Consider the following 13,894-nt stretch of genomic DNA (forward strand, 5'->3'; position numbering starts at 1 on the left):
AATTTTCTAAAATGAAAAGTAATTCTTATATTAATAAAAAATCTTTTTTTTTTTTTTTGTATTGTTTATTTTAGATGAAAGTATTATTATAAATAACAATTATTACTTAATAATAAAATTATTGAAAAGTCATAATTGAAAATATACTAGTTTATTAATTTGATTTTGAGAGGAGATATTATTATGACAGATGAAGAAAAAAATTTAATAGAAAATTTATTTCATCGTTTAAAAAAAACTGAATTAAATTCTCCTGAAAGAGATGATGCAGCCGATGAACTAATTCAAAGATTAGCAAAAAAACAACCTACTTCCTCTTACTATATGGCCCAAACAATATTGATTCAAGAAACAGCTATAAAAAAAATGAGTATAGAACTTGAAGAGTTAAGAAAAAAAATAAAAATATTAAATAGAGAAGAAACAAATAAAAAACCAAGTTTTTTATCAAATTTTTTTAAAAAAAAATCTCCTTCTGAAATAATCTCTAACGATAATAACATATTGAAAAAAAAGGAAAATATTTTACCCTCTAACTATTCCAGTTCTCCAATTTCACCAACGACTCAAACATCACCAGTAATAAATAATACAAGGAGTAGTAGTTTTCTTGGCAATGCATTACAAACAGCTACAGGTGTAGCAGGTGGTATGATTTTAGGTAATATGTTGATGAATGTTTTTAGTCACACTAAACCAGAAGAAGATATATTCGATACCGTTAAACAATCATCTTCAGATGAGTATACAGAAAATAATTTTTTAAATAATAACACTGATAATGATTTAATAAATTACTCATACAATGAATCAGATATAAATTTTAGAGAATCAAGTGAAGAAAGTATTAATAATAATGTTGATGATACAGACGATATTGACAATGACAACTTTATTTAAAAAAATATATATATTTTAAGTTTGAATTCATAATATTCCATATTATATCAGTCATAAGATTAAAATAGATATAAAAAATAAAGCCAGCATAAAATATTTTTTTTTGCTGACTTTAGCTCTCATTAAGAATATTTACTTAAATATTGAGAAACTCCTTCTGAAGAAGCTGTTATACCTTCTTCTCCTTTTTTCCAATTAGCAGGGCATACTTCTCCAAATTTATTATGAAAATCTAAAGCATCTACCATACGTATCATATCTGTTATATTACGTCCGAATGGTAGATCATTTACAACTTGATGGCGTATAATCCAATTCGAATCAATTAGAAATGAGGCTCTCAGTGCTATACCAAGATTTGGATGTTGAATTCCATAAGATTTTTGAATATCATGTTTTACATCAGATACCATAGGAAAATTTATTTTTCCAATCCCGCCATTTTTAGGTAATGTATTTTGCCAAGCTTGATGAACATAAACACTATCAATTGATACACCTACTATTTTTACATTTCTTTTTTTAAATTCTGAGTGAAGTTTATTGAACTCTATAATTTCAGAGGGACATACAAAAGTAAAATCCATTGGCCAAAAAAATAGTACGGTCGATTGACCATTAGAATACTTTTTAAGATCAAATTGCTCAACAATTTGATTGTTTTTTAAAATTGCTGGAGCAATAAAGTTAGGTGCGTTTTGTGTTACTAAAACCATTTTTTTTCCTATAGTGTTATACTAGTAAAAGAAAATTATTGTTAATTTTTAATCAACAATGGAAATTTAAAATAAATATGATTTTATCCTGGAAAGATGTTTTATCTCAAGAAAAAAAAAAAAAATATTTTATTAATATAATTAGATTCCTTAAAAAAGAACGTTTAAAAAAAATAATTTATCCTGATCAAAAAGATATATTTAACGCCTTTTTTTTAACTAGTTTTAACGATATAAAAGTTGTTATTCTTGGACAGGATCCATATTTCTCTAAAAATCAGGCACACGGTTTATCGTTTTCTGTACCTAAACATGTCACTATACCACCTTCTCTAAAGAATATATACAAGGAGTTAAATACTGATTTCAAAAAAGAACATATATTTCATCACGGATGTCTTGAAAGTTGGGCTAATCAAGGTGTTTTTTTATTAAATAGTATTTTAACAGTCGAATCAGGAAAACCAAAATCGCATAGTAATATAGGCTGGAATATTTTTACTGATAAAGTTATTTCTGTAATTAATTTGTATAAAAATTCTGTTGTTTTCTTGTTTTGGGGTAGTAATGCGCAAAAAAAATCTCATTTAATTAATAGAAAAAATCACTATATATTAAAAGCAGCTCATCCTTCTCCATTATCAGCATACCGAGGTTTTTTTGGGTGTAAACATTTTTCTTTAACTAATAAAATATTACTCAAAACAAAAAAAAAACCAATTAATTGGTTTTTGATTTAAAAATAGAAAAAATTTTTCTATTTTTAAATGTGAAAAATTATTTTTGAAAAAAAATTTTAAAAATAGAAAATAATATTAATTTTCAGCGACTATAACACTTGCTTTTCTTAAAACTATTTTATTAAAAGTAAAGCCTTTTTTATTAACAGAAATAACATGATTAGGTAGTGTTTCTTTAGATAATTCTCTTGAAACTAATTCGTGAATGTCAGGATTAAAAACTTTATTTTTTTGACCTTCAATTTTAACACCTAATTTATTCAATATATTTAGTAAAGATTCTAATGTAAGCTCGATGCCCTTTATTATAGGTTGATCTTTGATATCTACTGTAGTAGATAAATTTAAAATATCTTCTAAAGAATCTATTACTGGAATGATTGATTTTAAAAACCTTTCAATTTCTGTTTTTTTTATTTTTTCTATTTTTTCTTCAGTATTTTTTTTTATATTCTCTATATTTGCTAATTTTCGTAATTCAATATCGTTTATTTTTTTTTGATTTTGAAGAAGTTTTAGTTTTAAATTTTCTATTTTTTGATTTTGCACAGTAATGGCATCAATCAAGTTTTCTTTTTTTTCTTCTATCTTATTGTTTTTGAAAATTTTTTTTTCATCTAATTTATTTTCTTTATTATCCATAAAATTTACCATTTATGATGTTGATGATTAAGATATTATAAAGCCTATAATTAATCTTTCAAGACTGTTTGCTATTATAATATAATAGATGTTATTTTATTAGGAATTCTTATGTAATGAAGCAACATTTCACTTGTATCGGTATTGTTGGGCGTCCCCGTCATGACAGTGCACTGATAACACATAAAACTCTTTATGAATGGTTGATAAAAAATGGTTACAAGGTTTTTATTGAACATACTGTTGCTAGAGAATTAAAATTGAATAATCCCAATACTGCTACATTAATTGAAATTGGGGAATTTTGTGATTTAGCAGTAGTTATAGGAGGAGATGGTAATTTATTATGTGCTGCACGTGTTTTATCATTTTATAATATTAAAATTATTGGAATTAATCGAGGTAATCTAGGTTTTCTTGCTGATTTAAATCCTGATACTGGTTTAAAAAAATTATCAGAAGTATTATCTGGTAATTATTCACTAGAAAATCGATTTTTATTGGATGCACAGGTCTGTCAAAAAAAGATAATTTCAAGATCTAGCATAGCAATTAATGAAGTAGTTTTACATACAAAGAATTTAGCTCATATGATAGAATTTGAAGTTTATATTGATAATAAATTTTCTTTTTCTCAACGCGCAGATGGATTAATTGTTTCAACACCCACCGGTTCTACCGGTTATTCACTTTCGGCTGGAGGACCAATTATAGCAGCATCTTTAGATGCTATTGTATTGGTGCCAATGTTTCCGCATACTTTATCTGCACGCCCCTTAGTAATTCATAGCGACAGTATAATTTGTTTAAAATTTTCAAATATTCAAACCAATCTTAAAATAAGCTGTGATAGTCAGATTATTTTAACAATCAAAAAAGGTGAATGTGTATTTATTCGTCGAAGTTGTTATTATTTAAATCTCATCCATCCTAAAAGTTATAATTATTTTAAAACTCTCACATCTAAGCTAAGTTGGTCTAAAAAATTTTTTTAAAATTATTAAAAATAAGATAACTAAAATTAATTAAAATATTTTTTATATAACATATTTTTTTAGAAAGAACATCATAGGATATGAATAAAAAATATTAATTATTTTTTATTTAAACTGCGATAGGGTATTATAATGAATAATTATATTAAAGCGTTATTGATAATTATTTGTTTTTCTAGTTGTTCAATATCAGATAAAAACAAATATAATCTCGATGTTTTAGAGGCAACACATTTAAATAAAAATATCTTAAATAGAAATTACGTTGGTATGACAAGACAGCAAATAGTTTACATTTTTGGAATACCAATTATTTCTGATTCTTTTGATGATATATATCATTATTACTTATCTGATTCAAAAAATAATAATGTTTATCCAAAAAAAATGTTAAATCTTTATTTTAAAGATAACAAAGTTTTTAAGTTTAACATGACATAATTTATGACAAACTTTATTCGAAATATTATAAAATTTTTTTTGGAGCTGGCGGGATTCGAACCCGCGTCCAAAATTTCTACTAATAAAGCCCTACATGCTTAGTTTTTTCTTTATTGAATTCATTACCTAATTTGGAAAAACACATATTAGGTATATAGCTTGAAAAAACTACTTCGTGTTATCGTCAAGCTTGATATCCACGTTTTTCTCTTTTTCTGACCTTCCTGTTTTCTCATCCTAAGAGAAGGAGGATAAGAAGGAAGGGCTTTATTCAGTTTTTTAAGCTGCTAAAGCGTAGTTTTGTTTATTATTTGCAATTATTTTTTTACGGCTTTTATCGAGGCAAACCGTTCCTCGGCATGCACTTTACTTTGTTGATAATTTTGTCAAATCCAAAAACAGCCCCTCTTTTTTTAAAAATGTAGTATTACAAAAAAAAATAATTTTGTCTATTAATTATTTCAGAGTCTTTTGATAAAATTTTTACATGAATATTTTAAATATATTTTTTATAACACTTGAACAGGGAAATTAATATGAGTATTTTTCAAAAAATAAAAAAGCAGATTCAAGATAATATTATTTTGATTTATATGAAAGGAACTCCTGAAGCTCCTAGTTGTGGTTTTTCTGCACAAGCAGTGCAAGCTTTATCGTTTTGCGGAGAAAAATTTGCTTACGTAAATATTTTAGAAAATCCTGATATTAGAAGTGAATTGCCAAAATACGCAAATTGGCCAACATTTCCGCAATTATGGATAGATGGTGAATTAATTGGTGGGTGTAGTATTATTCTTGAAATGCTAGAAAATGGTGAATTAAAAAAACTAATATTAAAGGTAAAAAAAAAATATCAAACTTAATCTTTAAGGAAGATAGGCGCAAATAATATATACATGAAAATAGATATGACATGAAGCGAAGAGCATTAAAAAAATTGATCTTTGTTCTTTATGTCATATCTTTTTTATTAAAAAAACTTTAAAATATAAAACTTACTTAGGTTTTAATATTTATTTGAGGTACTATTATTTTTTTTTATATCAACAGGCCAACCACCTAAACGTTTCCAACGATTTACTAATTCACAAAAAAGATTAGCAGTTTGCAAGGTATCATAAAGTGCAGAGTGAGCTTGATGGTTGTCAAATGATAAACCAATAGCTTTGCATGCTTTGGATAAGACAGTTTGACCGACTACTAATCCACTTAATGCGGCTGTATCAAATGTAGCAAATGGATGAAAAGGATTATTTTTTATTTTTACTCTCTGAATCGCTGCCATTAAAAAATTGTGATCAAAATTTGCATTGTGTGCCACAACAATTCCTCTACTGCATCCTTGTATTTTAATTCCGTTTCGCACTTTTTTTAATATAGATTGAATGGCTATTTTTTCACTAATAGCACCACGCAATGGGTTAAATGGATCAATTTTATTAAAAGCTATGGCATCGGAGTTTATTATTGACCCTTTGAATGGTTCTATATGAAAGTGTAATGTGTCTTCTTTATGTAACCATCCTAATTCATCCATTTTTAATGTTATTATAGCAATTTCTAATACTGCATCGGTATTTGCATTAAATCCTGCTGTTTCAATATCTATAACAACAGGATAAAAAGTACGAAATCGATTGCTTAATAAATTAAATTCTTGGTTTGTAGACATCAAGATCTCATTCTTAAAATACTTTATGTTTAATTTAGTTAATTTTTTCTATATTATTACAGTTTTAATTGTAGATACTTTTAAAATATGTATTATGATTCTTGTGAATGCTTTAATAATTGTACTATAATTTATAAAAATATTTAAGATTAAATTATTCATTTAATGCTTTTAAAAATCATGTCATAATTTTATTATCATCGTCTTTAGGAAAATAAAATGAGTTATGTTCTTCCTTCTTTACCTTATTCATACAATGCGTTAGAACCATTTTTTGATGAAGAAACTATGAAAATTCATCATACTAAACATCATCAAAATTATATCAATAATACTAATTCTATTTTAGAAAATACAACTTTTTCTTCATTGCCTATAGAAGAATTAATATCTATTTTAAATGAAATTATTTTAGAAAAGAAAAATGCATTACGTAATAATGCAGGAGGTCATATAAATCATAGTTTTTTTTGGAAAAGTTTAAAATCAGGAACAGTTTTAACAAATGATCTAAAAATAGAAATAGAAAAACAATTTGGTACTATTGATGAATTTAAAGAAAAATTTGAATCAGTAGCACTAAATCATTTTGGATCAGGCTGGGTCTGGTTAGTAAATCAAAATGGTGTATTATCTATAGTTTCTACTGTCAATCAAGATAGTCCGTTGATGGGAAAATTGATATCTAATACTTATGGATATCCAATTATTGGGTTAGATATTTGGGAACATGCTTATTATTTAAAATATCAAAATAGACGTTTAGATTACATTAAATCTTTTTGGAATGTTGTTAATTGGGAAGAAGCATCTAATCGTCTGCAAAAATAGTTTATTTAAAAAAAATACACTATTATTATTTTGTATATGTTCAATACTATTTTATTAATTTGTCAGTAGTGTTGCTCGTATAATTTTTAAAAAACATATAATATATATTATATGTTTTTTTATATCTCTTATAAAATATCAAAATGATTATTGTGAGTTTAAAGGATATTTCTTGAATACTATAAAAATGATAGTCGGGTTGTCTAATCCAAAAAAAGAATATCATAGTACACGTCATAATGTAGGGTCTTGGTACCTTTATTCTTTAGCAGAAAGTTATTTAAGAAATTTTAAAAATGAAAAAAAATTTTTTGGTTTTACCACCTCTCTAAATATAGAGTCAAATTATATTCGATTACTTATTCCGAATATATTTATGAATATAAATGGTCAGTCGGTATTTAAAATGGCATCCTTTTATAATATCAATTTAAGTGAAATATTAATTGTTCATGATGATTTAGAACTTCAACCTGGTATTTCAAAATTAAAATATAGTTATGGACATAATGGACATAATGGATTAAGAGATATCGTTAACACATTCAATAAGAATATTAATTTTTATCGATTTAGAATTGGTATTGGTCGCCCAATAAATCGTGATCAAATAGCTTCTTTTGTCTTATCAAACCCCACAAAAAAAGAGAAGATATTAATTCAAAAATCAATTTTACATGCAATAGAAAAAAATGTTCTTTCAAATATTTTAAAATTTTAATTAGATAAAAATATTTTCTATTTTTCAAGGCGCATGAGATATGGGTTTTAAATGTGGTATAATAGGATTGCCTAATGTTGGGAAATCTACTCTGTTTAATCTTTTAACTAAAGGAAATTCGGCTGTTGCTAATTTCCCATTTTGTACCATTAAACCAAATATAGGCATCGTTCCAGTTATTGATGAACGTATTAATAATCTTAATCAAATTGTTTCTCCTCAAAAAACAGTTAATGCATTCATAGAATTTATAGATATTGCAGGGTTAGTTAAGGGAGCATCTCAAGGTGAAGGATTGGGTAATCAATTTTTAGGTAATATAAGAGATGTGCATGCTATAGCACATGTTGTTCGTTGTTTCAAAGATGATAATATTACTCATATTTATAATCAAGTGCAACCTATTAAAGATATAGATATTATTAATAGCGAATTGATATTATCTGATTTTGATCTTTGTGAAAAAACTATATTAAAATTACAAAAAAAAACATTGTTAAAAAACAAAGAAACACAAGAAAAAATTAATACTTTAAAAAAATGCCTTAACCATTTGAAACAGTTTTTCATGTTAAAAACTCTTAATTTAAATAAAACTGAAAAACAATTAATTAGTTATTTGCGTTTTTTGACTTTAAAGCCAACAATGTATATTGCCAATATTAATGAAGAAAAAGAATCTTATTATTTTTTAGATAAATTAAATGAAATTGCTAAAAAAGAAGGATCTATAGTTATTCCTATTCATGCAAATCTAGAATTGGATCTAGTTAAAATGAGCGATGAAGAAAAAAAATCTTTTATGAAATTATTTAATATAAAAACTTTGGGTTTAAATAGTATTATTTCTTCTGGTTATCATTTATTAAATTTAATAACTTTTTTTACTGTAGGTGATAAGGAAATTCGAGCTTGGGCAATTCCTAATGGTAGTACTAGTATTGAAGCTGCTCATAAAATACATAGTGATTTTAGTAAAGGTTTTATTAGAGCACAGATTATTAAATATGTAGATTTTATAACATATAAAAGTGAAGCCAAGATTAAAGAAATGGGAAAATTTAGAACAGAAGGAAAACAATATTATATTCAAGATGGTGATATTATTCATTTTTTATTCAATGTTTAAAAAAATTAACTGTTAAAATTTTTGTATATGTTGTTTTTTTAGAGAGGAAAAAAATGATCCTCTCTAATGCAATATTTATTTTTCTAATAAAAACGTTTTTAATTTACTAAAAACAGGGTTAATATTATGAGATAATAATGGTAAATCAATTCTATTTTGTAGTTCAGAAGGCAGTGAAATTTTATTTTTTAATATTTTTTCTACAGTATTTTTAAATTTAGCCGGATGAGCGGTGCCTAAAAATAAGCCAAATTCATTTTCTTTTAATTGATCTCGCAACAATCTATATGCTATTGCTGCATGAGGTTCAGAAACATAACCTAATTTAAATAGTTCTTTTAATGTTTCTTCTGTAGTATGATCCGATACACTTCCAAACCTAAGTTTTTTTAAATCCCATTTTTTTCGATAAAATAATTCTTCAATTCGAGTCCAATTATTAGGTTGACTGATATCCATAGCATTAGAAATTGTAGATACAGTTTTTTTAGGATTCCACGTACCATTATTAAGGAATCTTGGTACGGTATCATTCGCATTCGTACATGCTATAAATGATTTGATTGGCAAACCAAGAGATTTAGATAATAATCCAGCTGTTAAATTTCCAAAATTACCGCATGGAACTGCTATTACTAAATTTTTTCTTTGTTCTTCTGAAATTAAAGAGAAAGCTTCAAAATAATAACAGATTTGTGCTAATAATCTACTTATATTAATTGAATTAGCTGAATTTAATCCTATTGATTCTTTCAGTTTTTTATCGTTAAAAGCTTCTTTTACTAATTTTTGACAATCGTCAAAACTACCATTAATTGATATAGTTTTTATATTTCTACCTAAAGTACAAAATAATTTCTCTTGTAATTCACTGATCTTGCCTTTAGGATATAAAATAATTACTCGCACATTTTTCATTCCATAGAATGCATTTGCTACCGCTGCACCTGTATCACCTGATGTTGCAGTTAAAATAGTAACTGATTCATTTTTTTTATTTAGTAATAATATCATTTGAGCCATAAAACGAGCTCCAAAATCTTTAAACGCCAATGTTGGACCGTGAAACAGTTCGAAGCAATGTATATCTTTTGTAATTTTTATTTTTAATGGATGTTTAAATGAAAATGCTTGTTTAACATGTTTATATAGTTCTTCTTTAGATATTTCATGACAAATGAATTTAGAAAGTATTTCAGTACTACGAGTAATAAAATCCATTTTTAATATTTTTGATAATTCAATAGGAGTAATAGTAGGTAATTCTACAGGGAAAAACAACCCTTGTTGCTGACCTAATCCTAATTTTACGGCTGCTTCAAAATTTACTTGTTCGTTATGGTTTTTTAAATTGTAAAGTTTCATTTTTTTTTATCCTATTTTACGTACACCCTTTGAATCTAAAAAACAAATATGAACAAATCCTGTTGTATTTTGTAAATAATTTTCTGTTAACCATGCGGATATTTTTTGAGCTGTATTTATGTTATCAGAAATAGAAAAAATAGTAGGTCCAGAGCCAGATATTCCAGAGCTTATAGCACCAATTTTTTTAATTTTTTCTTTTACATACAAATAATTAGGTAATAATTTAATACGATATGGCTCTGCGATAAAATCTTGCATCAATCGTGCTGCTAGATGAGGTTGTTGACTGTATGAAGCATGAATAAAACCTGCTAAATAACGACTATTTTTAATACATGTTTCTTTTTTATATTTTTTTGGTAGTATGTCTCTTGCTTCTGCAGTAGGAACTTTAGTTCCAGGCCAGGCTACTATCCAAAACCAATTTTTAAAATTTGGAATAGTTTGACTTATTATTTTTGAATCTTCTAATATTAGCTGAAGTCCTCCTAGATAACATGGGGCAACATTATCATAGTGTATACTGCCTGATATTTCGCCTTCTACTTCCCCCATAAGAAGTAGTAATTCTTTTGAATTTAAGGGTTTATCGCAAAATTCATTCATTGCAACTAAAGTAGCTACTATTGAACAGGCACTAGAACCTAATCCTGATCCAATAGGCATATTTTTTTCTAGTATAATAGAAACTGGAATATTTCTTTTTATGGTATTACAAAATTTTAACCAGCACTTCCAAACAATATTTTGTTCGGTATTTTTAGGTAATTTATTAGAAAATATACCTTTATTAACTAAATTAAATTTGTTTGATAATTTTACTGTTACAAAATCGCCCAATAAAGAACCATTGACAGGTATAATTGCTGCACCTAAAATATCAAATCCTACTCCAACGTTACCAATAGAAGCTGGTGCATAAATTTTAATCATTATTACTATGCTCCTGACGTTTATGATAGTGTACGCAGTAAGTCGGAAAATACTCCAGACGCCGTAACATTGTTACCAGCACCGTAGCCTCTTAGTACCAGAGGAATTGGTTGATAATAATTAGTATAAAATGCTAGTGCATTTTCACCATTTTTTACTTTGTATAATGGATTATTAATATTAACTTCTTCAAGTTTTATAAAAAATTGTCTTTTTTGTTCTATTGTTGCTACAAATCGTAATACATTACCTACATTAAGCGCCTGTTTGATTTTATTTGAAAAATATACGTCTAGTTCTTTTAATTTTAATAAAAATTTATCAGTGTCCTCATATATTTTAAAATTATTTGGCAATAAAGGTTCAATTTTAATATCTTTTAATTCTATATTATATCCAGATTCACGTGCTAAAATTAGTAATTTTCGTGCTACATCTATACCTGATAAATCATCACACGGGTTTGGTTCAGTAAAACCCAATTCCTTAGCTTCTCTAGTAGCTTGTGATAACAAAATACCTTCTTCTAATCTTCCAAATATAAAAGATAGTGATCCAGATAATATACCTTTAAAACAAATTAAATTATCACCCGATTTAAATAAATTTTGAAGAGTTTCTATTACAGGTAATCCAGCACCGACATTAGTTTCATATAGAAATTTTTTACCTGTTTGAGCCACAGACTTTCTTATTTTTTTATAGTAATTCCATTCGCTGGTATTTGCTTTTTTATTTGAAGTAACGACATGAAAATTATTATCAATAAAATTTACATATTGTTCGGATAATAATTGACTAGATGTACAATCTACAATGACTGAGTTTGAAAAATGATTATTTTTTATTAGATTATTTAACAATTCTAAATTAAATTTTTGAGTTGATTTTTTAAAATCATTTTTCCAGTTAGATAAATCATTTGTATTGTCTAACAATAATATTTTTTTAGAATTTGCAATAGCACAAATTTTAATTTCTATATTTTTTTTATCTAAAAATTGTTTTTGTTTTAATATTTGGTTCAGTAATGTACTGCCAATTCCACCTATTCCTATTAAAAACATATGAATAGTTTTTTTATTAAAAAACAATGTATTATGAACATGTTGAACAGCTTTTAAAATGTTTTCTTTTTTAATCACTAATGAAATAGAATGTTTCGAAGAACCTTGTGAGATTGCAATGACGTTGATTTTTAAAGCGCCTAGAACAGAAAATATTTTTGACGCAATATTGTGTTTTTTATAGATATTCGATCCTACTATTGAGAGGATAGATAAATTTTTCTTTATTTTGAAGGGATTCAACAAACCATCTTTTAATTCTAGTTGAAATTCTTTATTGAATAAATATAAAATTTTATAAATATCATGTTCGTAAACACAGAAATTAATTTTATTTTCTGAAGATGATTGAGTAATTAATAATATTTTAATATTTCCTCTAGACATCATTGTAAATATACGTGAAATTACACTTCCTACATCTTTTATATGAGGTCCAGATATATTAAACATTGCTATTTCATCAAGATGAGTAACCCCTTTTAGGAAATCTTTTTCGGAACAGTTTTGTTCGCAAATTAATGTTCCAATAGATTTAACATTATTTGTATTTTTAATTAAACATGGAATTTTAAATTGAGCAATTGGTTCAATAGTACGAGGGTGTAGCACCTTAGCACCGAAATAAGACAGTTCCATTGCTTCTTGATATGATATTGATTTTAATAAACGAGCATTTGGAACTTTTCTTGGATCAGAAGTAAAAACTCCGTCAACATCAGTCCAGATTTCACAACAATTCGCATCTAAACAAGCCGCTAACACCGCAGCTGAATAATCAGAACCATTTCGTCCTAATACCACTAATTTTTTATCTTTATTTCCCGCAATAAAACCAGCCATTAAAATAATATTACTTTGATTAATATTCATGTTCTGAATATTTTTTTTAGATTCAGATATATCAACAGTTGAATCAAGATAATTATCACCTATAGCAACTAAATTTTTAACAGGATTAATAATAGTTACATTATAATTTTTAGATTGTAATATACTTTTCATTATGAAAACTGAAAGTATTTCTCCACGAGAAATTATAATTGCACGAATATTATCTGGACACTGTTTTAATAATAAAATCCCTTGTATGATATTTTTTAACTCATTAAATTCTTTTTTTATAATTTTTTCTATTTCTTTATGAGGAAAATTAGATTGTATATTTAAAAAATTGTTTATTAGTTGCATAAATATATTTTCTGCAAGATGTACTGTTTCTAAAATTTGATTATTCTTAATAGTGTTTTCTATAATTTTTACTAGATAGTTAGTAATTTTAGCTGGTGCAGAAAGTACTACCGCAATTTGATCTGTTTGAGTGTTTTCTTCAATAATACTAGATACAGATAAAAATTTTTCTGCATTAGCTAATGATGTACCACCAAATTTTAATAATTTCATATTTTATAATTCCTTATATTTATATCACAAAAAAACCCGCCTTAAGTATGAGCAGGTTTTTAAAGATTATTTAAGCCTACATCATAACTAGTTATAATAATTAGAACAGCTATTCTAGTGAAGAGGCTGTAAATAGATGTCAATATTTTTTATAAATACGTAAAGTGTATTACCTAATTATATTAGGTAGTATCTTTTAATATAATTTAATTATTAATTAAAAATATTTTTATTTATTTAGAATGCTGTAAAAGCGGTATTTTTGATTTTATCAAAAATCAGATGTGTTGATGTCTACAAAAAAATATTACAATGACAAAATTAATTTGTTTATA

Annotated in this window: 14 protein-coding genes and 1 other RNA gene; 8 read left to right on the forward strand and 7 right to left on the reverse strand. The window is 25.8% G+C overall.

Annotated elements, in window-relative coordinates; translation table 11 throughout:
- Positions 1 to 183: 183 nt before the first annotated feature.
- Complete coding sequence (locus tag BU_RS00975) at positions 184 to 900, forward strand: DUF2076 domain-containing protein (RefSeq protein ID WP_010895987.1); 717 nt, start codon at positions 184 to 186, stop codon at positions 898 to 900.
- Positions 901 to 1,022: 122 nt separating this feature from the next.
- On the opposite strand, the gene BU_RS00980 is transcribed toward BU_RS00975, so the two are convergent.
- Positions 1,023 to 1,616 (reverse strand): peroxiredoxin C, encoded by a 594-nt coding sequence (locus BU_RS00980; RefSeq protein WP_009874139.1) that lies wholly within the window; start codon positions 1,614 to 1,616, stop codon positions 1,023 to 1,025.
- Between the two features lie 77 nt (positions 1,617 to 1,693).
- Between BU_RS00980 and ung the strand changes: the two genes are divergently transcribed.
- Entirely contained in the window at positions 1,694 to 2,356 is a 663-nt protein-coding gene (gene ung / locus BU_RS00985; protein ID WP_010895988.1) for a uracil-DNA glycosylase, read from the forward strand.
- A 75-nt stretch (positions 2,357 to 2,431) separates the two neighbouring features.
- Here ung and grpE read toward each other — a convergent pair whose 3' ends face one another.
- Positions 2,432 to 2,998 carry a nucleotide exchange factor GrpE gene (gene grpE / locus BU_RS00990; protein ID WP_010895989.1) on the reverse strand — a complete coding sequence of 189 codons (567 nt, stop codon included), beginning with the start codon at positions 2,996 to 2,998 and terminating at the stop codon, positions 2,432 to 2,434.
- A gap of 116 nt (positions 2,999 to 3,114) precedes the next feature.
- Here grpE and nadK point away from each other — a divergent pair, with 116 nt between their 5' ends.
- Both nadK and BU_RS01000 read left to right on the forward strand, forming a co-directional pair.
- The gene (gene nadK / locus BU_RS00995; RefSeq protein WP_009874142.1) at positions 3,115 to 3,993 is read left to right on the forward strand and encodes an NAD(+) kinase; all 879 of its coding nucleotides are present in this window, start codon (positions 3,115 to 3,117) and stop codon (positions 3,991 to 3,993) included.
- A 132-nt stretch (positions 3,994 to 4,125) separates the two neighbouring features.
- On the forward strand, positions 4,126 to 4,434 hold the full coding sequence (locus tag BU_RS01000) for an outer membrane protein assembly factor BamE (protein ID WP_010895990.1): 309 nt from the start codon (positions 4,126 to 4,128) through the stop codon (positions 4,432 to 4,434).
- 39 nt (positions 4,435 to 4,473) lie between these two features.
- On the opposite strand, the gene ssrA is transcribed toward BU_RS01000, so the two are convergent.
- Positions 4,474 to 4,840: a transfer-messenger RNA gene (ssrA, locus tag BU_RS01005) on the reverse strand.
- Between the two features lie 130 nt (positions 4,841 to 4,970).
- Here ssrA and grxD point away from each other — a divergent pair.
- Complete coding sequence (gene grxD, locus BU_RS01010) at positions 4,971 to 5,297, forward strand: Grx4 family monothiol glutaredoxin (RefSeq protein WP_009874144.1); 327 nt, start codon at positions 4,971 to 4,973, stop codon at positions 5,295 to 5,297.
- A gap of 143 nt (positions 5,298 to 5,440) precedes the next feature.
- On the opposite strand, the gene rnt is transcribed toward grxD, so the two are convergent.
- The gene (gene rnt / locus BU_RS01015) at positions 5,441 to 6,106 is read right to left on the reverse strand and encodes a ribonuclease T (RefSeq protein WP_009874145.1); all 666 of its coding nucleotides are present in this window, start codon (positions 6,104 to 6,106) and stop codon (positions 5,441 to 5,443) included.
- 219 nt (positions 6,107 to 6,325) lie between these two features.
- Here rnt and BU_RS01020 point away from each other — a divergent pair, with 219 nt between their 5' ends.
- The 3 genes from BU_RS01020 to ychF all read left to right on the forward strand — a co-directional run bounded on the left by BU_RS01020 (position 6,326) and on the right by ychF (position 8,787).
- Positions 6,326 to 6,937, forward strand: coding sequence for a Fe-Mn family superoxide dismutase (locus tag BU_RS01020; RefSeq protein WP_009874146.1), 612 nt, complete (start codon positions 6,326 to 6,328; stop codon positions 6,935 to 6,937).
- Positions 6,938 to 7,124: 187 nt separating this feature from the next.
- Complete coding sequence (gene pth, locus BU_RS01025; protein WP_010895991.1) at positions 7,125 to 7,658, forward strand: aminoacyl-tRNA hydrolase; 534 nt, start codon at positions 7,125 to 7,127, stop codon at positions 7,656 to 7,658.
- A gap of 40 nt (positions 7,659 to 7,698) precedes the next feature.
- Complete coding sequence (gene ychF, locus BU_RS01030; protein ID WP_009874148.1) at positions 7,699 to 8,787, forward strand: redox-regulated ATPase YchF; 1,089 nt, start codon at positions 7,699 to 7,701, stop codon at positions 8,785 to 8,787.
- 75 nt (positions 8,788 to 8,862) lie between these two features.
- Here the strand turns inward: ychF and thrC are convergent, their stop codons facing one another.
- From thrC to thrA, 3 genes are read right to left on the reverse strand one after another with little or no spacing between them, the layout of a single operon-like run.
- Positions 8,863 to 10,152, reverse strand: coding sequence for a threonine synthase (gene thrC, locus BU_RS01035; RefSeq protein WP_009874149.1), 1,290 nt, complete (start codon positions 10,150 to 10,152; stop codon positions 8,863 to 8,865).
- Positions 10,153 to 10,158: 6 nt separating this feature from the next.
- Entirely contained in the window at positions 10,159 to 11,088 is a 930-nt protein-coding gene (gene thrB, locus BU_RS01040; protein WP_010895992.1) for a homoserine kinase, read from the reverse strand.
- A gap of 20 nt (positions 11,089 to 11,108) precedes the next feature.
- The gene (gene thrA / locus BU_RS01045) at positions 11,109 to 13,559 is read right to left on the reverse strand and encodes a bifunctional aspartate kinase/homoserine dehydrogenase I (RefSeq protein WP_010895993.1); all 2,451 of its coding nucleotides are present in this window, start codon (positions 13,557 to 13,559) and stop codon (positions 11,109 to 11,111) included.
- Positions 13,560 to 13,894: the final 335 nt, after the last annotated feature.

It is taken from the genome of Buchnera aphidicola str. APS (Acyrthosiphon pisum) (genome assembly GCF_000009605.1).
Taxonomy (GTDB): Bacteria; Pseudomonadota; Gammaproteobacteria; order Enterobacterales; family Enterobacteriaceae; genus Buchnera; species Buchnera aphidicola_I.